This window comes from Halovenus rubra (assembly GCF_026586665.1).
GTDB lineage: Archaea > Halobacteriota > Halobacteria > Halobacteriales > Haloarculaceae > Halovenus > Halovenus rubra.
Genome location: NZ_JAODIY010000004.1, coordinates 77,433 through 99,792, shown reverse-complemented (window position 1 = coordinate 99,792; position 22,360 = coordinate 77,433). Strand labels below are relative to the sequence as shown.

20 protein-coding genes are annotated in these 22,360 nt (G+C 54.6%); 12 read left to right on the top strand and 8 right to left on the bottom strand.

The genetic code is table 11. The annotated features are described in order from the left end of the window. Positions 1 to 39 precede the first annotated feature (39 nt). Positions 40 to 471: a cupredoxin domain-containing protein gene (locus tag N5098_RS02780; protein WP_267636174.1), complete on the bottom strand. Its 432-nt coding sequence runs from the start codon at positions 469 to 471 to the stop codon at positions 40 to 42. 97 nt (positions 472 to 568) lie between these two features. On the opposite strand from N5098_RS02780, the gene N5098_RS02775 reads away from it, so the two are divergent. Further along, positions 569 to 1,849: a HEAT repeat domain-containing protein gene (locus N5098_RS02775; RefSeq protein WP_267636173.1), complete on the top strand. Its 1,281-nt coding sequence runs from the start codon at positions 569 to 571 to the stop codon at positions 1,847 to 1,849. 135 nt (positions 1,850 to 1,984) lie between these two features. Here the strand turns inward: N5098_RS02775 and N5098_RS02770 are convergent, their stop codons facing one another. The 3 genes from N5098_RS02770 to N5098_RS02760 all read right to left on the bottom strand — a co-directional run bounded on the left by N5098_RS02770 (position 1,985) and on the right by N5098_RS02760 (position 4,789). Then, positions 1,985 to 3,127, bottom strand: a complete 1,143-nt coding sequence (locus tag N5098_RS02770; protein ID WP_267636172.1) for a CBS domain-containing protein — start codon at positions 3,125 to 3,127, stop codon at positions 1,985 to 1,987. 65 nt (positions 3,128 to 3,192) lie between these two features. Next, positions 3,193 to 3,591 (bottom strand): DUF309 domain-containing protein, encoded by a 399-nt coding sequence (locus N5098_RS02765; RefSeq protein ID WP_267636171.1) that lies wholly within the window; start codon positions 3,589 to 3,591, stop codon positions 3,193 to 3,195. Then, positions 3,545 to 4,789 (bottom strand): RNA-guided endonuclease InsQ/TnpB family protein, encoded by a 1,245-nt coding sequence (locus N5098_RS02760; RefSeq protein ID WP_267636170.1) that lies wholly within the window; start codon positions 4,787 to 4,789, stop codon positions 3,545 to 3,547. Before N5098_RS02760 ends, N5098_RS02765 begins: the two co-directional genes overlap by 47 nt. A gap of 606 nt (positions 4,790 to 5,395) precedes the next feature. Here N5098_RS02760 and N5098_RS02750 point away from each other — a divergent pair. Then, on the top strand, positions 5,396 to 6,103 hold the full coding sequence (locus N5098_RS02750; protein WP_267636169.1) for a glycerophosphodiester phosphodiesterase family protein: 708 nt from the start codon (positions 5,396 to 5,398) through the stop codon (positions 6,101 to 6,103). An 88-nt stretch (positions 6,104 to 6,191) separates the two neighbouring features. Here N5098_RS02750 and N5098_RS02745 read toward each other — a convergent pair whose 3' ends face one another. Then, positions 6,192 to 9,206, bottom strand: coding sequence for a PAS domain S-box protein (locus tag N5098_RS02745; protein WP_267636168.1), 3,015 nt, complete (start codon positions 9,204 to 9,206; stop codon positions 6,192 to 6,194). A gap of 118 nt (positions 9,207 to 9,324) precedes the next feature. Here N5098_RS02745 and N5098_RS02740 point away from each other — a divergent pair, with 118 nt between their 5' ends. Next, complete coding sequence (locus tag N5098_RS02740) at positions 9,325 to 9,717, top strand: DUF6276 family protein (RefSeq protein WP_267636167.1); 393 nt, start codon at positions 9,325 to 9,327, stop codon at positions 9,715 to 9,717. A 16-nt stretch (positions 9,718 to 9,733) separates the two neighbouring features. On the opposite strand, the gene prf1 is transcribed toward N5098_RS02740, so the two are convergent. Further along, complete coding sequence (gene prf1, locus N5098_RS02735) at positions 9,734 to 10,978, bottom strand: peptide chain release factor aRF-1 (RefSeq protein WP_267636166.1); 1,245 nt, start codon at positions 10,976 to 10,978, stop codon at positions 9,734 to 9,736. A 102-nt stretch (positions 10,979 to 11,080) separates the two neighbouring features. Between prf1 and N5098_RS02730 the strand changes: the two genes are divergently transcribed. From N5098_RS02730 to N5098_RS02700, 7 genes are all read left to right on the top strand, one after another. Beyond that, positions 11,081 to 11,914, top strand: coding sequence for a MinD/ParA family ATP-binding protein (locus N5098_RS02730; RefSeq protein ID WP_267636165.1), 834 nt, complete (start codon positions 11,081 to 11,083; stop codon positions 11,912 to 11,914). Between the two features lie 141 nt (positions 11,915 to 12,055). Beyond that, on the top strand, positions 12,056 to 12,811 hold the full coding sequence (locus N5098_RS02725) for a DUF7310 family coiled-coil domain-containing protein (protein WP_267636164.1): 756 nt from the start codon (positions 12,056 to 12,058) through the stop codon (positions 12,809 to 12,811). A 120-nt stretch (positions 12,812 to 12,931) separates the two neighbouring features. Further along, on the top strand, positions 12,932 to 14,848 hold the full coding sequence (locus tag N5098_RS02720; protein ID WP_267636163.1) for an ATPase, T2SS/T4P/T4SS family: 1,917 nt from the start codon (positions 12,932 to 12,934) through the stop codon (positions 14,846 to 14,848). Further along, entirely contained in the window at positions 14,848 to 16,554 is a 1,707-nt protein-coding gene (locus tag N5098_RS02715; RefSeq protein ID WP_267636162.1) for a type II secretion system F family protein, read from the top strand. Before N5098_RS02720 ends, N5098_RS02715 begins: the two co-directional genes overlap by 1 nt. Positions 16,555 to 16,604: 50 nt before the next feature. Beyond that, positions 16,605 to 17,033, top strand: a complete 429-nt coding sequence (locus N5098_RS02710; protein ID WP_267636161.1) for a DUF5791 family protein — start codon at positions 16,605 to 16,607, stop codon at positions 17,031 to 17,033. Continuing rightward, the gene (locus N5098_RS02705) at positions 17,030 to 17,932 is read left to right on the top strand and encodes an NAD-dependent epimerase/dehydratase family protein (protein WP_267636160.1); all 903 of its coding nucleotides are present in this window, start codon (positions 17,030 to 17,032) and stop codon (positions 17,930 to 17,932) included. Before N5098_RS02710 ends, N5098_RS02705 begins: the two co-directional genes overlap by 4 nt. 81 nt (positions 17,933 to 18,013) lie before the next feature. Further along, entirely contained in the window at positions 18,014 to 19,198 is a 1,185-nt protein-coding gene (locus tag N5098_RS02700) for a DHH family phosphoesterase (RefSeq protein WP_267636159.1), read from the top strand. Between the two features lie 149 nt (positions 19,199 to 19,347). Here the strand turns inward: N5098_RS02700 and radA are convergent, their stop codons facing one another. Next, positions 19,348 to 20,391: a DNA repair and recombination protein RadA gene (gene radA / locus N5098_RS02695; protein ID WP_267636158.1), complete on the bottom strand. Its 1,044-nt coding sequence runs from the start codon at positions 20,389 to 20,391 to the stop codon at positions 19,348 to 19,350. 123 nt (positions 20,392 to 20,514) lie between these two features. Next, the gene (locus N5098_RS02690; RefSeq protein ID WP_267636157.1) at positions 20,515 to 20,871 is read right to left on the bottom strand and encodes a winged helix-turn-helix transcriptional regulator; all 357 of its coding nucleotides are present in this window, start codon (positions 20,869 to 20,871) and stop codon (positions 20,515 to 20,517) included. Between the two features lie 160 nt (positions 20,872 to 21,031). On the opposite strand from N5098_RS02690, the gene N5098_RS02685 reads away from it, so the two are divergent. Together N5098_RS02685 and N5098_RS02680 are read left to right on the top strand one after the other, a co-directional pair. Further along, positions 21,032 to 21,448: a DoxX family protein gene (locus N5098_RS02685; protein WP_267636156.1), complete on the top strand. Its 417-nt coding sequence runs from the start codon at positions 21,032 to 21,034 to the stop codon at positions 21,446 to 21,448. A 51-nt stretch (positions 21,449 to 21,499) separates the two neighbouring features. Further along, a complete protein-coding gene (locus tag N5098_RS02680; RefSeq protein WP_267636155.1) occupies positions 21,500 to 22,342 on the top strand; it encodes a pantoate kinase in 843 nt (280 codons plus the stop codon). Positions 22,343 to 22,360: the final 18 nt, after the last annotated feature.

The following is a 22,360-nucleotide window of genomic DNA, read 5'->3' as shown; positions in this document are numbered from 1 at the left end:
TACTTATACACACTGCACTGTATCAGACTCTGAGAGAGGTCACGATTCGACAATAATGCGTCCTTCCATCCCAGTACCTGCTTCGGGCCGGTAATGTGGGATACAAAAGTACGGGTACGTTGCTGGCTCCTCAAAGGTGATTGAGAACTCGTCGTTTGGTGAAAGGCCCCCGCCACCACCGTCACGCCATTGCTCTATGGCTTCCTGTTGTGAGCTAAATTCACCAGTCGACCAGAACCCGACCGACTCCGGGGTTGCGTTCTCGAACGCCGTCACCGTGTGAGTGTGTGAGCTGGTGTTGATGAAGGTGACCGTCGTGCCGGGTTCTACAGTCAGAGACTCGGGCCGGAATTTAGAGATAGTCATTCCGACCTCATTTTCACCGGTTGGGTCGCCATCAACGTTGAGACATCCTGCAAGACCAGCTGTAATGCCGCCGCCGACGGTCGCAATGAACGTTCGGCGTTCCATACGTGACTCTCAGGAGTGTACTCATATATGGGCCACGGTTTTTCCAGCGTCGCGAGAAAGGGAAACGCCTTTGCCCGAAACAATCAGAGATGCAGCCATGAGCAACGGGGACAGCGAGGACACTGAAGATGCTGATGTAGTCGACCCTGCCGACCCGACGGTCTTCCAGACACAACTCGACGAGGCCGCTGAGGCAGTCGACGCTGCCGACACCGAGGCAGCCCTCGACGAGGCCGACGAACTGCTCGACGAGGTCGAATCGGACCTCAACGACGCGACGTTCGCGGTAGAACTCGAAGACGAGGATGAAGAAGACGAAAACGAAGACGAGGACAAAGACAACCCACGCGACGGGTTCGAAGACCGACTCTCGTCGCTTCGAGATGATATCGAAGAACAGCGTGGCCCTTACCTCGCGGAGGTGACTGACGCTCTCGATAGCGCGGAGTCAACTATCACGTCAAGCGAGTGGGCAAAAGAAGGTAAACCAGACGTTGTCACAGCTGTCAACTCATATGTTGACACCGCGACAGTAGTTCTATCAGGCTCGTACGGCGGATCTGGTGAGACACCGGCAGACGCCGCAGAAACGCTAGCAACGGTACGTGAGGAGATTGCCGACAGTGGTTTTCATCCAGATACCGACGAAAGCGAGATACAGGAACTCCTTGACAGCGCCGAAACCCTGGAGAGTGAACTCGACGACGTGTTACTGTTCTCGGATCTTGAAGTCCGTGAACAGCTTCGCCGTGAAGGATTTTATGACGTACTCGAATCGGAGAATCGGAAAGACTTCCCACCTGAGTGGACAGCGATCAAGATGTACGAGAAACGCGGGGAAGTTGAACCAATTCTCTCCGCGTTCGACAAGCTTGGCTCCGATTTCATGGAAGAAAACATCCTCGACTCATTAGAGCATATCGCGCCAGAAGAGGCCTATGACGAGGTTGCCGGGTTGGCACAGCGCCGGAACAACCAGGCAGTCCGCATTCTCGGGCGCATTGGAGACGAACGCGCTTGTGGGACGCTGGAGAATTTCCTTGGCGGCGGTGACGTGGCACTCGAAAAAATCACGTTACGCGCCCTTGGCATGATTGGCAGCGAAGACTCGACGGAGCCGGTTGCTAAACGACTTGGGGCCGACAACGTAGAGGTTCGGTCCTCTGCTGCCCGCGCGCTCGGACTCATCGGTGACACCCGTGCTATTGAGCCACTCGCGGATATACTGGGCAGCGACGAGGCTGACGAGGTGCGGGCAAGCGCGGCGTGGGCGCTCAACCAAATTGGGACTGAGCGCGCGCTGATGGTCGCCGCAAAGTACACCGAGGATCGGTCCTACATCGTTCAAGCCCAGGCTGAAAAGGCAACCAACGTGTGAGTTGACAGAGCACGGCAAAACCGGGAGACAACCACCGTCCCAAGCACAGAGATGTCGCTGGTTGGGAGACTGGAAAGCGTATTTCACTGGCAAAAACAGAGAGTCTCGACGCTCTTGGCGTACTTGGGTCGGGATCTAGAGTTCGCCGAGTTTACGCAAGAGCTGGCCACGGTATTCTTCGTCAGCTTGGACTCCCTTGAGTTCGAGGACACGTCGCTCTAGCTTGTCGATTGCGACCCGGAAGCCATTGTCCGCTCCGTATCCTTCGCCGGAGCCAGCGACCTGTCCACGGTTTGTCCGCAGGCGAATCTGACACTGGATGAGTGGTGTTCCACGCTTTGTTTCTTTGTGTTTGTGAAAGCGGACGTGTGCATGCTGGACCTGCATTTTCTGGTATTTTTCGGCCACGTCACCAATGCGCTGACGAATGGTATCCCGCGTCAGCGTCTCGATGAGGTGGATGTTGGTAATCTGAACGTCCATGTGGTCCTGTTCTGTGTACGTCAGCGCACGAAGCACGTCTGTTTTGGTAATGATACCAGAGACGCGCCGGTCGTCATCTTCGGGAGTAACGACGAGGCCAGCGTAGTCATCATCGAGCATCCGTGCGACAGCAGTATCGACTGAGTCGTCGATGGTTGTCGTCGCAACGGGGCTGGTCATGATATCGTACACTGGGATGTCAAGAATGCGGTCGTGGTCACCGGACCGGTCACCCTTCTGCTGGCGCTCCATGTCCCGGACAGCGAAATCAGCAATATCGTGTGTCGTGACCATCCCCGTGATGTGGCCCGCCTCGTCGAGTACAGGGAGGCGAGAAACACCGTGTTCCCGGAGTAGGTTGATCACCCGACCAATCTTGGTTTCTTCGGTGACTGTAATCACATCCTCCGTGTAGATGTCGCCGATAGTCAACGTATCGAGGTTCTCAAGCACCGTGCCGAGAATTGAATCTTCAGTGACGACTCCCCAAAGATTGTCTCCCTCGAACACCGGTGCAATTTTCGCGTTGCTCTCGACGAGTACACGGGCAACTTCGCGAACGTCCTCGCTTCGTTCGACTTTGGGCGCTGACCGAACGAGTCCTCGCACCTTTGCTTCGTCCTCAACGTGTGACTGGACGAGCTGGCGCTGATTAACGATTCCCTCGTATTCACCGTCCTCAGTGACTACTATTCCTTTTGGGTTCTCGCGCTCGAAAATAGACCGGATTTTTCCGAGGCGTTCGTCAGCATCAACATCAACGTACTCGGTTGTCGCGATATCAACGATATCCATGGTCCCACATGGACTTCGATACGGGAGGTAATCAAAGTTGGTTTATTTACCATATGCTGAGGATATCAATCGAGTGATTCGATGTAGGCATATTCCACTGGTCGGGCTTTTGGTTGTATTCCGTCCAGAACGATTTGCCAGCCGTCTATCGCAGTTGGGTCCTCGATGGCGTTCGTGATTGTTGTTTTGATGTCCAAAATATCGACGCCATAGAAATCATTTGGAATGCTGTGGAGGTACTGTAACGCTGTCTCGAAGAGACTCTCCATTCCATCGTCATTCTGAAAGTCGAAGTGCTTGTACGCACCCGCCGCAACTTGTACCATTCCGTGGGCAAATGCGCTTTCGGTGGTTCCGCTCCCGTAATTATACCACTCCGTTTCAAAGCAATCATGCGATTCGTAAGCTAACCCACCCCTAAAGGGGTGGGCTTTCAGCGTGGACTCCCGCTCTGACCGACTCATCGGCAGGAGGTTCATACTCTCCGTTCACGTTCAACGTCCCGCTGTTCAAGCGCACGCCTACGGGTGCGCCTCCACCGGAGCCAGTTTGGTTCCGGCGGAGATACCGCAGTCCAATATTTTTCGCGGCGTTGTAGTCGGCGTGGTTCTCGTACTCGCATTTCAGGCACTCGAAAGAGTCGTTTTCACGATTGTCCGGGTGCGTGAACCCACAATGTGAACACCGCCGAGACGTGTTCTCAGGGTCAACCTGTTCTACGTCGATACCGCACGATTCGGCTTTGTATTCGACGTATGCGTACAGGCGGTTGAACGCCCACTTGTGTCCCCACGACGCGCCAGTGCGTTCACGAATATCCGTCAAGTCCTCGAACGATATCACCGAACAATCGTGGTTACGGGCTTCAGCTACCAACTCGTTCGAGATACGGTGAAGCGTCATCTTGAACCGACCCTCTTCTTTTCGACCGACATACTTGGTGTTTTCGTGTGCCCACCGTGTGCCGCACTCTTGTAGGTCGCCACGCCGGTTCTCGTATTCCCGCCGCCAGTGGTCGAACTCATCGCCAGTCCAGAACGTGCCAGTTGAGGCAACTGCAAGATTGTTCACGCCGAGGTCAACCCCGAGAACCATTCCGTTCTCGGGTGTTGCCTGTTCCGGCGTGTCAGACTCCACATCCTTCTTGCAGTGGGCGTGAAGCATCCAGTTGCCGTTGCTGTAGTGTAGCTCCGCCCCTGTCGTCTCGTATTCGTCCGAGAAGAAGTATTCTGCGTGGGGCGTGTCTCGCTCGTTGTCGGGAAGCACGTAGTCAACTTCAATACGACCATCAACTGTTGCCAGCGACACATACTTGTCGTGGAAGGTAGCGGTACGGTGGTCGTATACAAGGTGGGGACTGGTGAAGTGCGGCATAGACGCCTTCTTGCCTTGTTTCCACTTTTCGACCACGCTCTTGCAGGCGTCGGCGGCCTTGTTGCGGGCGGCTTGGACGTGATTGCTGTGTAACCTCGTCTCGTTTCGCACGTCGTCGTAGGTGTCGTCGTGAAGCGTTGTCTTACTCGTGGTGACGTATTCGCCCTCGAAGGCGTGGCGTGTCACGTAGTCAGCCGCCCATAGAAACTCGTCTACGGTGTCTCGGAGAAGTACAGTGTCGTCACTGTCCACGTCAAGTTTCACGGGGACAGTTCGCCGCTTCTCCATATATCATATGTAAACACTGAGGTTGAAAACGATTGGGAGTTGGCCTTGTCGTGGCTGGTGGTTAAAGATATAGAGCTTACGCGCTTCCCCCCACCCGTGAACGGGTGGGTTTCCGCGCTGTATCCGCCATGAATCACTGCCCGGCGCAGCGTTGCGTGTTTCCATTTCTGGGTTTTACTGTCCCATCCCGTCGGGTTTCCCTCGGCCGGCGGGCCAACCGAGTTATCGCGCGTGTGTTCGTCCATATGTGGAGTATCTCCGCAACGTGCCTAACGTACCGAGCGCCTAACAGCGTTACTGGTGGTGAGGGAGTTCTGGCGAACCATGAGAAGACAACGAAACCCAAAATCAGTACCGAACAGGTAACCCACAGACGGAGCCAAGTGAGCAACAACCGGTCACTTCCGTGTCAAAGAAGTGTCGACACAGAAATACAACCAAAATAAAATATAACAAAAAGGACATTACTATGCCCCTTTTTACCAACCCACGAAACGATGTTCCTGCAAAATTAGCCGCCAAACCTCTCCTTGTTACATGTTTACAGCGTATCTTCGTTCCGTTACTTACAGGTAGGTGGCGTTTGTCCTTCCGGATACGTTTCGAATGGATTGGCTAAGAGAGCGACCAATTGCCCATCGCGGGTTGCACTCAGACCGAGTGCCGGAGAATTCGCTTCCTGCGTTCCAGAACGCGGTTGATGCGGGGTATCCGGCCGAGTTAGACGTACGTGTTACAGCTGACGGAGTCCCGGTTGTCTTCCACGACCGAAAACTCGACCGACTGACTGACAAGACTGGTGCAATTAGCGATAACCACTGGGCAGACATTGCAGACTGTACGCTCAAAGGAACCAACGAGACCGTTCCGCGCCTCGAAGCAGTCCTCGATACCATCGACGGACAGGTTCCGCTTCTCATCGAACTGAAAAACTTTCATACACCCGGAAAGCTCGAGCGGTCAGTTGTCGACTGTCTTGATTCCTACGAGGGAGACTTCGCTATTCAGTCGTTTAATCCACTAGTCGTATGGTGGCTCCGCCGACATCGGACAGATTGGCCCCGTGGCCAGCTTGCACCGCTTTCGCTTGGGAGTGGATTCCTGACGCGAAAGATTCTGACTCATCTAGTACCGAGCGCGTACACCCGCCCCGATTTCGTCGGCTACGGCTGTAATTTCCTCCCTTCACCTCCGTTCAATCGAAGTAAAAAGCGAGGACGAGATGTCCTGGCCTGGACCGTCCGGAGTGAGGACACATTCCACAAAATCAAACCCCACGTCGATAACGTCATTTTCGAGGCAATCAGACCCTGAAACCGGTGATGGCAGTTTGGTCTCCGTCTCACTAGAGCGGTGAAAAGTCGTTACTGTTGCATTCATCAAAGAACCAGCAACAATCTTCTCACCGACTGTCATTGATGTGAACACCCTCAATTTCGAATCTTGCTCCGCCGTTTTCACTCTCTGTGACAGTTAGTTCCCACCCATGTGCTTCGACAATACTGCTGACAATTGCAAGTCCCATGCCGATTCCGTCTTCGCCGGTCGTATATCCGGGTTCAAGCACGGATTCCCTGCTGTCTTCCGGAATTCCGGGACCGTCATCTTCGACGTACAGGGTGTTCCCGTCGGCTTTGCCGACACGAATTGTCACATCCTCATTCCCGTGTTCGATGGCATTCTTGATGAGATTCTCGAACAACTGTTTGATTCGTTCTTTGTCACAGTGAATTTGGATATCAGCGTCGACCGCTACCGTGGAGTCATCAGTGCCGACCATCTCGTGACAGTCCGAGAGGACAGGCCCAACATGGACTGGCTCGCGGTCTGCAACCGTCTTACCCTGCCGAGCTAAGAGCAACGTCTCATTGAGAAGCGTCTCCATACGCTCGTGTGCGTCACGAACTGCCGTCAGGTGATCACTCTCGATATTCTCTGCCAAGAGCTCCGCGCGCAGCTGTGCCACATTGAGAGGGTTTCGCAGGTCGTGGGCGATAATTCCCGCGAACTCGTCAAGACGTTCATTCTGTCGTGTCAGTTCGCGCTCGTGTTTGACACGCTCGTTGATGTTGTTGTACACACCAAATCCATCGATAGCAGCGTCTCCTTTGTATGGAATATTCCGAAATTTGAATGTTCGGACGCCGTCGGTTGTCTTTCGTCGAACCTCATCGTCAATTAGTTCCCCTTGCTGGACGCGTTCATCGAGTTGTTTCGCCTCTGATTGTTTATCAACTGGAACAATCAAGTCATCAATTGGTTCTCCTGTGACGGCTTCGGCGTCAAACCCAAACACCGCCTCAAATTCAGTGTTAACCGACTGGATAAGCGGGATATCATCTTCGTACCGGAATGAGACTGTTGGCTCAGGGAAGTTTTCGAATAGGGCCGAGAACCGCTCGTTATCGCCGTCTACTGTCTGTCTCTCTTGTTCGCTTATCTCTCGAATAGTGGCAACGTACCCATCGAGGTCTGGCTGCTTTTCTAGATGGGTCTGTGCCTCTACTGAGATCCACGATCCCTCAGCGTGTCGAAGGCGGAACTTGTCGGTCCGTTTTCCTGTGGCACCACGTTGTACAGCCCCTAGCAGCTCCGAGCGTACTCTCTTACAGTCCTCGGGATGAACGTATTCGAACAAGGAGTCACCTTGTACTGCTGTTGGTTGATAACCCAATATTTCGGTCGTAGCTGGGTTCTGGTACAGTATCGTCCCGTCATCATCAAGCAGTGTAATAATGTCAGTCGTCTCTGCGAGGAATGTCTCCATTCGTTCTTCGATGGGACTCAATCTCTGCTGACGGTCCAGTCTGTCAAGTATCGCTTCGACATTTGCAGCAAGTACCGTCGCAAGTTCGGTATCCGACTGGTCGAACGCTCCAACAGCGGTATCGGAAACTGTCATGACGCCATACTCGCCAATCGGAAGATACATTTCTGAATGGGCTGGGCCACCATCTCTTACCGCCCCAGATTCACTGACATCGGCGACTGAGACGACGTTCCCTGTATCAAGGGCGTCAGCATGTGGGCTGTCGCCGTCAAGTGGGTAGGCAGGGCACGCATCCGTTCTCTCTGCGAGATCCTTAGTTGTGGCAACTGGTTCTAAGATGTCTTCCTCAGCGTTGACCAGCCGTACCGTGACATACTCATAACCAAGAATATCTTTCGCCGCGGTTGCAGTCATTTCGGCGACTGTTTCGCGATTTCTCGCGTTTACTAACTGTCTGGTCCGTTCATGGAGCAACTTGAGTTGGTTGCTCTGTTCGTGTGTTTCCGTGACATCCCAGCCCACACTTAACACACCGCTGAATTCCTCGCTGACATCGGTCAACGGATGGGCATCCCAGTAGATTCGTCGCCTCTCACCATCTGCCCGTGTGATTACCGACTCGTACCCTTCGATGGTCTCATTACGCTGAAGAGCCTCACGACTGTCTTCAAAGACGGCCTCACGCTGTTGTTCGTCCGGATAGAGCAGTTCCGCCCAGTCGTCTCTTCCAATCATCTCGTTTGTGTCGTATCCCGAAATGTTACCTGCAGCCTGGTTCCAGACAACTACTTCGCCGTTATTATCGAGTACTGATATCCAAACGCTCGCGTTCTGGATTATCGCTTCCCGAAACTGGTTCAGTTCACGAAGTTCGGCTTCCCGCTCGCGCTGGGCGGTCACGTCAGTGAACACGAGCTGTGCGACCGATTGCCCGTCAAACGCTGACGGAACAACACTTCCCATCACGATTCGCTCGTCGCCATCCCGCGTTAAGAGACGAAATTCCCGTGTTTGCGTCGCCTCGCGGGTATCAGCTGCACGTTCGATACTGTCACGCCGGGCCGCCCGGTCTTCGGGGTGAACAAATTCAAGAAAAGACAGGTTAGTGTCCGTCCTTGGTCCATCGACACACAGTGTGTTTTGTGCACTCCCATTGAGGTACAAGACATCCCCACTCTCATTGACGACTGCCATCGGAACTGGGGCGCTCGTGATGAGCGTCTCGAACTCTCGCATCCGGCGTTTGGAGTTCCGGCTTGCCTCTCTTGCGTTTATTGCGTTGTTAATTCTGTTGGCCAGCAGCGTATACTGGTCGACTGTGCCTTTCTTCTGGAGATAATCAGTAACACCAGCACTGATTGCCTCGCTTGCGACCTCTTCTGACCCTTTCCCGGTGAAGAGAATAAATGGTAATTTCTGGTAGCGGTCCCGAACTACTTCGAGAAACTCGATGCCGTCTCGTTTCCCCATATCATAGTCCGAGACAATACAGTCGATGGCAGTCTCTTCGAGTATATCGAGAGCTTCGTCAGGCCCCGTCGCGCTGGTTATTTCAAATGTATCATCTATGTCACTCAACAACTCTGCTGTGATATCCAAAATACTGGGATCGTCGTCGACATGAAGAATGTGTATCCCCGGCTCCATTGAACCAGTAATAGTTCTATATTGATAAAGTCGTTTGCCTCTGGCATGCTAAGCTGTAACGAACGTCTCGGTACTGGAGACGTGAACTGTTTTGCCGGCCACACCCGAACCCGAACCTATGGAGTGTCCAGATTGTACTGTTGAACTGGTCGCATTCACCGTCCCACCCGAGTACCGTGACCATCTACCCGGTTCCGAACCGGGGGCTGGTCTCTGTCCACACTGTCTCTCGTTCGAAGCAGTCACTGACCCACCGGCAGAGACTCCCGATTTTGACCGTGTCGGTGAGGCGTTTCCGACAGCCCCCGACGCTGCACTCCCACTGGCGCTGTTGGTCGGGTTGCTGTCAAACCTCGCTCTCTATCGTTCAGAGATAGCAGCGTTGCTCGAAGCCGTCGAACGCGCAGGAACAGACCCGCTTCTCGTCCTCGACAGACTCGACCGCGACGAAAGTATCGAAACAGATCTCGACCTCACGGGTCGAAGAACACAACTCGAACAGCTGCTCTAAAGAGAAATATCAGTCATTAGACGCCCGTCGAGTACCGGAGAAGCCCAGCGACACCACCGAAAGCGTTGAGGAGTTGTTCGCCTTTCTCGAAGTCTGTCGAGACAAACAGCGTCTCAGTGCCACGCTGTTCAGCAATGTTAATGAGGTGGTCGATTGCATCTTCGCGCTCCCACTCCGTGATTGTCTCACCAGTCTCGGCACAGTCGATTTCATCTGGCTGTGCGTTCGTATCGACGAACTCGACATATTCGCGATCTTCACTCTCGTAGACGAGCACATCTTTGCGCAGGTCTTCGCTGATGAGGAGACGGTCGACTGACCCCATGATAAGGTTCTCACGAGTTGGTTCGAACCCGTAGGTCGCTCGTTGGCCATCGTGTAACTCCTCGAAGAACTCTTCCATTACCTGCTTGTCTTGGAGGACCTCGTGTTCTGCGAGAACCTCTTCAGCGGAGTCGACAAGGTCGTGAAGCCCCGACTCGTCGGTGTAGGCCACATCAAACTTGTCCAACACCATATCTCCGAGTTCGTGGTGGAGGTAATCACCATCGATAAATTCGTCTTTTGTCGGAGATGGACCACCAACGAGGATGCCGTTCATGTCGTGGCGTTTGGGAACGAACAGGTCATCAGCCATTCCTGCAACCTCCTGATAGAAGTTGTCAATAGCTTCAAGCCGCAGACGTGCGAACCGCTGGGCTGACTGGCCACCCTTCCGTTGCTTGCCGGGGACAAGCGAGGACGCCGACTTGACGGCCTCGACGCGTTTGCCACGGAGCCAACCGACGTTCGCCTCGCGTCGGTCAAGCACAATCAGACCGAACAAACCCTTGTCTGTAAGCATATGCGCTAAGGGCTCGGTCAGGAAATTCGAATCGCAGTGGTAGTTGAACGACTGAACCGGGTCCGGGGGGTTTTCCAGAACTTCCGTGACCATTTCTGTCCGGCCGCCACCGCTGTCGACGGCTCCCGAGAACAGCACCATCCCGTTCTCGGGGGGTTGTTGGTCGTAGTATTTCAGGCGGTCTTTGATGCTTTTTAGCGCGTCCTGAACGTTCGTACGCGTCTGTTTCGATTTAATGTTGCTTGCTTCCGAGTGTTCCTGAGTGACGTGCGCGACAACGTCGCTAATCAATCGATCCGGGGGCACATAAATTGTGACGAGTTGAGTGCCGGACCCCTCGTACTCTTTGAGTTCCTCGATAACTTTCTGGTACTCGTATTTTTGTTTATCAGTCTGGGCTTGCTCGGACTCACTCATTACCGTCAATTCGTGAGTCATCTGTAAGTAATTGTTGACCTCACCCGGCGTGGAGGACAGGGGTTTATGTCTCGGGGGTGTATTAGAGAAGGTAACAAAACGATGCCAGGATACGTCCTGACGGTTGCAGGCGGGAAGGGTGGAGTGGGTAAGACCACGACAGCAATTAATATCGGTGCCGTACTCGAAAACCACGAGTACGAAACGGTCGTTGTCGATGCAGACATCGGTATGGCAAACCTCGGAGAGATGCTCGGTACAGGTCACGATACGACTATTCATGATGTACTCGCTGGAGAGGAGACAGTAAGTGCAGCATTAACAGAAACGTCAAGTGGATTGACAATAATTCCTGGCGAGCAGAGTCTCGAAGCGTTTGCCGAAGCAGACCCAGCAAAACTCCGTAAAGTTATCAGAACCCTCAAGAGCACGTACGATGTGGTTCTCGTTGATACCGGCGCGGGACTCAGTCACGAGACGACTGTTCCGCTTGGGCTTGCCGACGGAATCTTGCTCGTAACAACGCCTGATGACGTTGCGATCAACGATACCAGCAAGACAGCAGACCTCGCCAAGCGTGTTGATGGTCGCGTTCTCGGCACCCTCGTTACCCGTGTCACCCGCAAAGCAGATGTCCCGTCGATTGCTGAACAGTTTGACGACCCATTGCTTGGGGTCATTCCAGTCGATCTCGAAGCAACGCGGAATGAACCTCATGTCTTTAATTATCCTGAAAGTGACGCTTCAGATGCCTATACTCAGCTAACCGAGGAACTCGAACAAATCTTCTTCGAGGGCGCCGATTCCGATGAGCTCGAGGATGTGTTCGAAGAAGAGTGGTTCATCGACGAAGCCGACGCCGAAAAGGCAGACGAAGAGAGCGACGAGGAGGAAACCGATGATAAAGACGATGGTGTCTTCGGCATCTTTGGCTGACCGGCTTGTTTTTGTCGAGATGTCCTGTCACCGGCCCCACTACTGGAGGCCATAGCACTACCCAGCCCACAGAGCGCAGATAACGGTGCTCTCAATGGTGTGCTCCGTATGTTCAAATAGGAAACCGAGGACAGTGCGCGTATGGACGACGCGCTCACCGAACGAGTCGAGGCAGTCGAACGAGCAGTAACTGACGGGGAGTACGACCTTTCGGGCCTTGCGGATGAGGGTGAGATCCGCGACAGGGTTAGCCAGTTAGAGGAACAGCAAAATGAGCTCAAAGAGCAAGTTGCAGAGCTCAAAGCAGCGACACAGGCGCTTCGTGGCTATGTCGGAAATATCCGGGCGGTCAACGAAGAAGTCGAAAACAGAGCCGAAACTGCACTGGCGAAGGTTGAGTCGCTTGAATCAACCGTCGCCCCGGATGACGAGACGGAGACAAATACCCACAAGGGAAACAGCGGGTGGCTTGCTGATGGAAGCGAACAAAACGGTAGTAGACATGCACGTAGGCAGCCTGCCGACATAGAAGAGACACATCCGACAGATCAGCACAACGCTGGTAATCGCCATAGCCGCCCAGAATCGCGGAGTCACGCTCCGCACACGGATTCAGGTAATCAGCGTCGGCCCGAGGCAGGCAACGGTCAGACCGACACGAAACGCTCGGAGCAAATAGAAACCAATCACTGTCACGTGTGTGGACGTGGCGAACCTACCTCCGACCACGGAACAGCGGAGAGTAGTATTGACAAATCAGAGACAGAAGGTCACAAAACAGGAAACGAACCGTTTGAGAACACCACCACACGCCAACTCAACGAGGAGGACCCGCTTGTTTCAGAAGAGACGAACGCAGACGAAGGAACGCTTAGCCGATTCAGACAGTTACTTTAGACAAGTTACGCTGGGACGAGAGATATGTCTCAGGTTCGTTTCCAGCACTCTGAGATGGTAATTTGATTGCATTCACGCTCGAGCGAACATTTAAGTAGGGATATCTGACCAGCAGAGACTATGACTGATATCACAGTTCCGAGCATAGCTCGCCTCCAGTCACTTTTTAGCCACAAAGTAGACGCAGGAAAGTGTAGGTGTCAGACTACATTCGACGAGGAAGCACTTGTTATTGATGCAACAGACTGTCCACACAACGGGACACTAGAAGCGTGTGCTGATTGTCGAGAGACAGCAATCAACGCACTGACAACACGGGATGTTACCGTCGTACGGACAGAATCAGACGGCGTCGAGCGTCGTTACGGAGATCGCGCCACGGCACTGCTCGTCGCAGCCGGGCGGTTCGTCGAGCGTGTTACGTTCCACGACGAGCGGCTCGCCGAACAAGCACGCAGAGACCCACTTGGGGCTTGCCGTGAAGCGACCGGCCGGGCAGACACAGTCGGAGACCTTGCCGCCGAAACTGGCCTTGCGGAGGTAGCAGCGACCGCAAACAAGTACGAAACTGCGCTTGCGCCGTCAGTGAAACCAACGCTGAGTCACTGGCGTGTTGATGCCACACCCCCACCGGAGGCCACTCTGAGAGGGGTGAAGGAACTCGAAACAGGCGGGACAGTTCGGACATACAACCAGGCAACTGGCTCGCCAAGATACTATCTCAGCCCTATCGAACACACACTCCCACCGGAAGCACTGTCGACACTCGCAGAGGCATACAGGCGCCTCGCAAGTGGGACAGTTGAGGGTGGTAAACGAGCTCCAGCTAGAGCCATCAGGGCAGTCATCACTGACAGGTACAGAACGAACAAACAGCGCCCAACGTGGACCAAGAAAACAGCTCGTGTCCTCCGCAAGCACACACGCGGATATGGATTGTTAGAAGATCTGTTTACCGACCAAGCAGTAACAGATGCGTTTATAACCGCACCAGCCGCCGAGAACCGTTTACGCGTAACAACTGACAGCGAAACGTTCATTACAAACCTGACAGTCACCGAGAACGGTATTACAGCGCTTGCATCGCGCTTTCGGCGCGAAAGCGGGCGTGCATTCTCGCGTGCTGACCCGACACTTGATGCGACAGCTGAGATTGGTGGTCGACAGCTTCGGGTTGCCGGTGTGACCGAGCCGCCAAGCGACGGCATTGCCTTTGCATTCCGCGCTCAGGCCAAAAAGAGCTGGACACTCCCTGCCCTCGTCAAGAACAATACGATTCCACCAAGCCCTGCAGCGCTGCTCTCGGTTGCGGTCGAGCGGGGCAGTGCAGTACTTATTGTCGGACCACGTGGGACTGGCAAAACAACGATGCTTGGCGCGTTGCTCTGGGAGCTGCCACCAGAGGTCAGAACAGTTATAATCGAAGACACACCCGAGCTGCCTGTATCAGCGCTGCAAAACGGAGGACGTGACGTACAGGCACTGCTTGCAAGTAGCTCGGGAGAAGAACTAACACCGGCAGCGGCGCTCAGAACAGCTCTCAGACTTGGGGACGGGGCTCTCGCCGTCGGTGAAGTCAGGGGAGAAGAAGCAAAAGTATTGTACGAAGCAATGCGTGTCGGCGCAAATAGTGAGGCAGTCCTCGGTACCATCCACGGAGACGGTGGAGACGCAGTCTACGAGCGAGTTGTGTCTGATCTTGGAGTCTCGCCAAGTTCGTTCGGTGTAACCGACCTCGTGGTTTCGCTTGAATCGACGACATCAGGCAAACGGCGAGTAAAAACCATCGAGGAGGTACAAGACGGAGAACAAGGTGCATTCAGGACTCTTTACGAGCAAAGTGAGAATGGTCTCCACTCAACTGGTGTTGTCGACCGTGGAAACAGCCAGTTAGTCAGAAATCTTACGGCACCAGACGAGTCGTATGATGACCTCAGGGCTGTTCTGGCGGATAGACAAACGCTCCTTGCTGGAATGGCTGCACAGGGTGCAACAACAGGTGATGCAGTTACCGACTCACAGACAGAGCGAAACTGATGAACGTGTCTCTCAGACTCATCTCGGTGTTTGCGTGTCTTTATCCCTGGCACGTCGATGTTAGTTCTGAACTTCGGGATGCCCTAGCGTTTCTTGATTGGACCGTCAATCCTTCGCTGTTCGTCCGGTCAGGATACGGGGCAGGAGCTGTCGTTGGCGGTGGTACCGCTCTCATAACGCCACTTGTTTCCCCACAGTTACGTGTCGGCGTCGTACTGCTATCAGTAGCGCTCACGCTTGGTGTTGCACACGTAATACACGTCACCCCTTGCCTCATCGCGACGGCCCGACGGACGAGTGCACTGGGTGCAGCACCCGACCTCATTGCACGGGCCGTGTTACGCATGCGTCTCACGCCAGCACCCGAACGGGCAGCCACATTTGTGGCACGAACGAGCGATAGCGCCCTTGCACGGAGCCTCGAAACTCATGTGCGGGCAACACGAAACAGCGGTCAATCTGGACTCATTGCCTTCGGTGACACATGGAGTGATCTGTTCCCATCGCTTCGTCGGTCGGTTACACTCCTTGTCGTCGCAGGACGGACACCCTCGGCAGACAGACATCGACTCCTCAACCGGTCGCTGTCCGTAGTTCTCGATGGAGTCAGTGAAACGCTTCAAACATTTGGGGCACGGATTCGCGGTCCAGTGACGGCGCTGTACGCCTTCGGTGTTCTTTTGCCGACAGCACTGGTTGCACTCCTTCCCGCTGCCGGTGCCGCTGGTATCGTCGTTACACCGGGAGTTGTTATTGTTCTCTACAACATCTGTCTCCCACTTTCTCTCACAGCAGCCTCAATTTGGGTGCTCGTTCGACGACCGGTCGCGTTTCCCCCGCCAGAAGTAACATATACTCATCCCAAGGTTGCCGACAAGCGCGTTTTCGCTCTCCTCTGTGGTGGGATAGTCGCAGTCGCCAGTTGGTTCGGTACTGCCCTATTTATTCCACAATGGGGCCCGCCGGTTGCGGCTGCCGGCTTCGGTACCGGTACGGTACTCCTGCTCGCCACCCGTCCAATAGTTTCCGTCTATGACCGCATCCGGACAGTCGAAGCCAGCCTCTCTGATGCGCTTGAACTCGTGGGACGACGCGTCGCGAACGGGCATGCTGTAGAGACTGCTATTGAGAAGGCGGCCAACGAACTCAACGGACCAATGGGAACGGTCCTTGCCGACGGTGTGAGACAACAGCGACAGCTCCAGATCGGCGTTCACGAAGCATTTCTCGGCCGCCACGGCGTTTTGGAAAACGTGCCAAGCCCGCGTGTCCGTGGGAGTGTTGCGCTACTCTCACTGGCTGCACGAGAGGGGCGCCCCGCGGGGGCTGCGCTACTGTCCCTAGCAGAACACGTCGATGACCTCCAACAAATCGAACGGGAGGCACGCCAACAACTCCTCTCCGTCTGTCGAACGCTGACCAACACTGCGACACTGTTCGGCCCGATGGTGGCTGGTTCAACTGTCGCTCTCGCAGACGGGATCAGTAGCGGGACGGCACTGTTGGGTGGCGGGCAATCGTTTAGCTGGCTTGGTGGTCCTGTAGGAATCTACGTACTCCTGCTCGCGGTTATTTTGACGGTTCTGTCTGTTGGGTTAGTCCGTGGGTTCGACCACGCATTGATCGGGTATCGTGTCGGTCGTGGGCTGCTTTCGGCAACAGGTATCTATCTCTGCTCGTATCTTTGTGTCGGGACTATCGTCTGACCACGGCTTCGAAAGCCCAGGGGCTTATATCTCGGACACCAAATGGGAGTATGCTTAGAGGGACGTTTGAACAGGCTGGCGAACTGTCACCAGAAGCACTTCGGGCCGCATACGACGACCGCCTCATTACAACTATCGAGGAAGTCGGAGAGAATACCGTCACTTCAGAGGTAGACATTGATGATGCGGCGCTCACAGCACTTGTCGATGGTGAGTCACCGGAGCTGACACTCGAGACAGCAGCAGCGATTCTCGCACTCGACGACAGGTTGCCAGATCCAGACAGTATCGTTGCAGAAGCACGGGATCTCCTCCTGATGGGAATGTCGATGGCAGTCCTCGATGTCGAGGCCATTGCCTCAGGTATCGATGACGCGATGGATCCCAAAGAGATTCAACAGAAAGCCGAGGGCCGCTTCCCGATGACCCTCGACGAGTATGCACTGTTACATAACTACATCGAACAGAGCAAGCAATGACGACAGTTGCCATCCTTGGCTGTGGCTATGTTGGCCTCGAACTCGGGAAGCAACTCCAGTCAGCAGGCATCGAGCGCGTGGTCGGTCTTCGACGGTCTAAGAAAGGTGTCAGCGCGATGGAGTCTGCAGGTATTGAGCCGGTACAGGGTGACCTTACAGATGAGGAGACACTCACAACAATACCGGACGCAGATATTGTTGTCTTCGCTGCGAGTGCGGGGAGAAGCAGTTCGACGACAGCTCGGGAGATATACGTCGCGGGACAAAAGCAAGTACTCAATCACTTTGGGAGCCGCGAGAATCCGCCGGAGCGGTACATTTACACCTCCAGCACTGGCGTCTACGGCGACCATGGGGAGAGTTGGGTCGACGAAGAGACGCCGCTTGAGCCTGAAAGCGAGCGGGAACAAGCACTCGTCGACGCGGAAACCGTCGCGATTGACGGCGCAGCTGAGTATGATATCGATGGGACAGTTGCACGCTTTTCTGGACTGTATGGCCCGGACCGCTACCGGTTGGAACGGTATCTTGAGGGCCCAGTTACCGACGGGATTTTGAATATGATACATCGCGACGACGCTGCCGGCGCAGTTGGCCACATTGTCTCTGAGGACTGCGCGCGCGGTGAAGTTGTCCTTGTGGTGGACAATGAGCCAGTTTCAAAATGGGAGTTGGCAGACTGGCTTGCAACAGAGTGCAATAGACAGACGCCATCAAAACAGACGAAGTCAGAGCGCCTCGCAGAAGTAGAATCAGCCGGGGCTAAACGTCGAATTCGGGCCGATAAGCGCTGCAGAAACGACAAACTCCAGTCGCTTGGATACGAGCTTGTCTATCCCACGTTCCGAGAGGGATACCAGAAAGCAATCATGGAGTATCCCACTTCTCAGAGTGAGTAGTACCAGCTTCCGAGAAGAGATAAGCAAGCGTATGTGGCCAAAAAGCAGTACGCATTTGTATCCGGCCGGACCGGTAGGCGTATGGGCAGACTCGCTACAATCGGGGATGGAATCGACGCGCTCGCGTCGTCCCTCGCCGACGAGCCGCTCTTAGTAATCGGTCTTGCGGTCCTCCTTGTTGTCCTCGTGGCTGGTGGTGGATACCTCCTCAGAGGTGTTACCTTGGGAAGCGGACACCGGTTTGCACGGTTGCTTGGGTCGTATGATTCGGTTGCAGTCCTGATGCATCCAGATCCAGATCCGGATGCGATGGCGTGCGCGCTCGCAGTAGCCGAGATTGCAACGGACCGAAATACCGAAACCACGCTGTACTATCCAGGCGAAATACGACATCACGAAAACCGTGCCTTTGAGACGGTTCTCGACGCAGGATTCAAGCAAATCGAGAACGTCGGTGATATCGAGGAACAAACAGCGATTCTTGTCGATCATAATGAACCCAGAGAGTTCCACGGGTCAGAAGAGATTGATCCCGTTGCTGTCGTTGATCACCACCCTGGCGGCGGGACAGGACAGAAGTTCACTGACGTTCGAACCGAGTATGGCTCCTGTGCAAGTATTTTGACCGAGTATTTCGAAGACCTCGGTTGGGAACCAATCAGCCCCGACAACATCGATGACAGTGGCGACGTGGATCTGCCAGCCGAAACGATATCACCGACAACTGCGACTGGTCTACTCTATGGAGTGCAGTCTGATACGAGTCAACTGACAAACGGGTGTGCTGCCGAGGATTTCTTTGCGGCGTCATTTCTCTACCCGGGTATCGACAACGAAAAACTCGACCGAATTGCCAACCCAGAGATGGACCCAGAGTCACTCGATGTGAAGGCACAGGCCATCAACGAGCGTGAGATTCGGTCGGCGTTTGCCATCAGCGATGTCGGAGCTGTCTCGAACAGTGACTCGATTCCACAGGCAGCCGATGAGCTCCGTCGGCTTGAAGGCATCAATGCTGTTATTGTTCTTGGAGACAACGGTGAGAAGATTCGGCTTGCCGGGCGCTCTGACGACGATCGTGTCCATATGGGACAGGTACTCGAAGCTGTCCTTGAGGATATCCCAATGTCTGGTGGTGGCGGCCACGCTCGTATGGGCGGCGGCCAGTGTTCAATCGAGCATATGAAAGGCCTCGGTCCCGGAGAAGGCCTAACACGCGCCGAACTCCGTGAACGCCTGTTCGACGCGATGAACGGTGAGACATAAAAGACACCACACAGTGTGCCTGTTATCTGTGCGTATGACGCACACACCGTAATTCGAGAAAAGCGTTTTAGGTGACTTAACGACGAGCCAACTACTTCGAGGGGTTTGTCTCCGAAATGGTGAACCGCTGCGAGAGTCGAAGGTGTCCGTTACTCGGGGTCGAGCCCGTCGCCGGTCACACGCATGACAGACTCACCATCTGCAAGGTTTGGCGCGTCGACAAGACGGACAATCCGTTTATCCCCTTTTGATTTGCGCAGATAGATGCGGAACGTCGAGGTGTGTCCGAGAATGTTGCCACCGATTGGTTGAGTCGGGTCGCCAAAGTAAGAATCCGGATTGGCTGCAACTTGGTTGGTGACAATAACGGCAGTGTTGTTGAGGTCACCCACGCGCATGAGGTCGTGGAGATGTTTGTTGAGTTTCTGTTGGCGTTCTGCAAGTTCACCACGGCCTACGTACTCGGCTCGGAAGTGGGCAGTCAAAGAGTCGACACAAAGCAGTCTGACGGGGAACTCGTCGTCTTGGCTTTCACCTGCAATTTCTTGGGCCTTCTCGGCAAGCAAAATCTGGTGGTTCGAGTTGAACGCTTTTGCAACGTGGATCTTATCGAGGACAGCCTCCAGCAAAGCATCAAGGAGAGCGTCATCGCCTGCATCAGCGCCGTCTTCGTCGGCAACATCATGGAGGACCATCGTGTCCTCGATAATGTCGTCGTCTAGCCCGTGGACCATATCTTCGATACGTTCCGGACGGAATGTGTCCTCAGAGTCGACAAAGATAGCGCTACCTTCAAGTCCACCGTGTTCGGTTGGAAGCTGAACGTTGACAGCGAGTTGATGGGTGACCTGTGATTTGCCGGCACCGAACTCACCGTAGACTTCGGTGATAGACTGGGTTTCGACGCCGCCACCGAGTAGTTCGTCGACTTCCTCAACGCCCCACGTGAGTTTCCCAATCTTCTCGCGTCGTTCCAGTACTGTGGCGCCGCTTTCGAACCCACCGATGTCAGCCGCATCCCGCGCAGCGCTGATGATATCGGCTGCACTTGATTCACCAATATCTGCCGTATTCGATAGTTCGCCGGGACTGGCGACCGCGATACCCTGGAAATCGTCAAATCCATTATCTTGAAGCTTCTCCGCTGTCGCCGGACCGACGCCCGGCAACTCTTCGAGATCTTGTGATGCCATACTCCGCGGTTGTTCCCCCTCGTATATAAACCCCAGTTAACACCAAAGTGAAAGTGAAACCAGCAGACAAACAGTGACTGTTCAGTTCAGCGATACGTACTTTAAAAAGAGAGGGTTAAGGAGTTACCGTGATGTACTCTCGACGTCGAGCCATTCGTCGGACCAGGATTCGAGCGCCGAGAAGACGGGACACAACGCGTCACCTTTCTCAGTGAGACTGTAGTACGTCGCAATCGGTTTCTCCTCGACTCGGCGGTTAACCAGTCCAGTATCTTCGAGATCATCAAGTACGCGTGAGAGCGTTCGTGAGTTCGCCCCAGTCGAACGTTTGAGTTCATTAAATCGTTGTTCACCATCGACAAGATCATGTAACACAACCAACCGCCACTCCGAACCGATTGTTCCGACTGCTTCAACGACTGGACAAGCAGCCTCGTTTTTTGCTTCGTGTGTCTCGTCGTCTCCAACTGTCGATGACATCGGTGTTACCTGCTTACACAATTGTCGCCGAAAGTACATATAAGTGCTGGTACGAACCAAGTAACGTAATGATATCAAGACCGCTCGAATCCGTAAGCGCGACAACAGGACAAACGACTCTCGACAGATTGACTGGGCCAACAGTAGAGGTGGTCAGTTGATGACCGTGACCGGGACCGCTGCTGTAGGATTACTTGTCGGTCGTGTCCTCTTTGGGGGCGTTCTCGCATTCATGGGATTCAACCACTTCATGCAACGTGAGGAGATGGCTAGCTACGCGGCTTTCAAGGGGTTACCCGCACCGACACTCTCGGTTCTCGCTTCTGGTATCGTGCTCATTGCGGGCGGAACTGCACTCATTATCGGTGTGCTTCCCGTCATCGGTGCACTCGGACTCGCTGTGTTCTTGCTTGTCACTGGGACAACGATGCATAATTTCTGGGCAGTCTCTGAGGACGACCAGCAAGACGAGATGACCGCGTTCCTGAAAAACGTCGCACTGGCCGGCGGCGCACTCGCATTCGCGGCTATTGGAACGACACCGTGGCAGTACGGGCTCGATATCGCACTGGTCTGACCCTGTTGTCGGTCGTGACCACTAAAGGGAGTGCACTCTTGAGTACCAGTCATGGCAGATGTTGCACAGGCGTTTGTCCCGGGGCATGTAACGGGTTTTTTTACAACTGAACCCGACTCTGACCCGACGAAAGCCGGTTCTCGTGGCTGCGGTATCGCTCTATCAGACGGCGTTACAGTGACCGTCCAACCAGCGGACGCCACTTCAGTTGCACTCAACGGCGAAGAGATCAGTATGGGGGCTGTCGAGCGCGTCCTTGACGCACTGGATGTGACGGCGGCAGTCCGTGGCGTGACTGACCTCCCGCTGGGGTCCGGCTTTGGCGTCTCGGGAGCAATGGCACTCGGGACAGCACTGGGAGCAAACACCGCCTTCGACCGACGCCTGTCCCGGAACGAACTCGTGACAATTGCACACGGTGCCGAGGTGCAGGCGGGCACTGGTCTTGGCGACGTGGTGGCCCAAGCACAGGGCGGAGTCACAATTCGGCTGGAAGCTGGCGGCCCCCATACCAACGTTCTCGATGCGATTCCCGCCCGCCGGCGGGTCGAGTATCACGTTATCGGTGGTCTCGCAACCGAGGAAGTGCTCAACGGGAACACCGACACTATCAGTATGGCTGGAAAGAAAGCATTGTCTGATGTTGTCGAAGATCCAACACTTAATCGATTCATGCGTGCATCACGAGAGTTTGCTCGCGAATCCAGTCTTTTGACAACCCGCGTCCGGGACGTAATTCTTGATGTGAACAAAATAGGTGGGACGGCGACGATGGCGATGCTCGGCAAAACAGTCATCGCACTGGATACTGGTCTCTCCGATGCGGGCTATGACCCACAGGTGAGTAAGGTCTACCCGACTGGTGCAGCGCTCGAACCAGCGCAGCGTCAGTAAGAAACGCTGTTATCACCG

Bases quoted from the DNA above. Each gene is read 5' to 3' on its own strand.
- N5098_RS02775 (WP_267636173.1), top strand. From the start codon at position 569: ATGAGCAACGGGGACAGCGAGGACACTGAAGATGCTGATGTAGTCGAC.
- N5098_RS02750 (WP_267636169.1), top strand. From the start codon at position 5,396: ATGGATTGGCTAAGAGAGCGACCAATTGCCCATCGCGGGTTGCACTCA.
- N5098_RS02730 (WP_267636165.1), top strand. From the start codon at position 11,081: ATGCCAGGATACGTCCTGACGGTTGCAGGCGGGAAGGGTGGAGTGGGT.
- N5098_RS02685 (WP_267636156.1), top strand. From the start codon at position 21,032: ATGACCGTGACCGGGACCGCTGCTGTAGGATTACTTGTCGGTCGTGTC.
- N5098_RS02715 (WP_267636162.1), top strand. From the start codon at position 14,848: ATGAACGTGTCTCTCAGACTCATCTCGGTGTTTGCGTGTCTTTATCCC.
- N5098_RS02700 (WP_267636159.1), top strand. From the start codon at position 18,014: ATGGGCAGACTCGCTACAATCGGGGATGGAATCGACGCGCTCGCGTCG.
- N5098_RS02690 (WP_267636157.1), bottom strand. From the start codon at position 20,871: ATGTCATCGACAGTTGGAGACGACGAGACACACGAAGCAAAAAACGAG.
- N5098_RS02765 (WP_267636171.1), bottom strand. From the start codon at position 3,591: ATGAGTCGGTCAGAGCGGGAGTCCACGCTGAAAGCCCACCCCTTTAGG.
- N5098_RS02710 (WP_267636161.1), top strand. From the start codon at position 16,605: ATGCTTAGAGGGACGTTTGAACAGGCTGGCGAACTGTCACCAGAAGCA.
- radA (WP_267636158.1), bottom strand. From the start codon at position 20,391: ATGGCATCACAAGATCTCGAAGAGTTGCCGGGCGTCGGTCCGGCGACA.
- N5098_RS02705 (WP_267636160.1), top strand. From the start codon at position 17,030: ATGACGACAGTTGCCATCCTTGGCTGTGGCTATGTTGGCCTCGAACTC.
- prf1 (WP_267636166.1), bottom strand. From the start codon at position 10,978: ATGAGTGAGTCCGAGCAAGCCCAGACTGATAAACAAAAATACGAGTAC.
- N5098_RS02780 (WP_267636174.1), bottom strand. From the start codon at position 471: ATGGAACGCCGAACGTTCATTGCGACCGTCGGCGGCGGCATTACAGCT.
- N5098_RS02680 (WP_267636155.1), top strand. From the start codon at position 21,500: ATGGCAGATGTTGCACAGGCGTTTGTCCCGGGGCATGTAACGGGTTTT.
- N5098_RS02720 (WP_267636163.1), top strand. From the start codon at position 12,932: ATGACTGATATCACAGTTCCGAGCATAGCTCGCCTCCAGTCACTTTTT.
- N5098_RS02745 (WP_267636168.1), bottom strand. From the start codon at position 9,206: ATGGAGCCGGGGATACACATTCTTCATGTCGACGACGATCCCAGTATT.
- N5098_RS02725 (WP_267636164.1), top strand. From the start codon at position 12,056: ATGGACGACGCGCTCACCGAACGAGTCGAGGCAGTCGAACGAGCAGTA.
- N5098_RS02740 (WP_267636167.1), top strand. From the start codon at position 9,325: ATGGAGTGTCCAGATTGTACTGTTGAACTGGTCGCATTCACCGTCCCA.
- N5098_RS02770 (WP_267636172.1), bottom strand. From the start codon at position 3,127: ATGGATATCGTTGATATCGCGACAACCGAGTACGTTGATGTTGATGCT.
- N5098_RS02760 (WP_267636170.1), bottom strand. From the start codon at position 4,789: ATGGAGAAGCGGCGAACTGTCCCCGTGAAACTTGACGTGGACAGTGAC.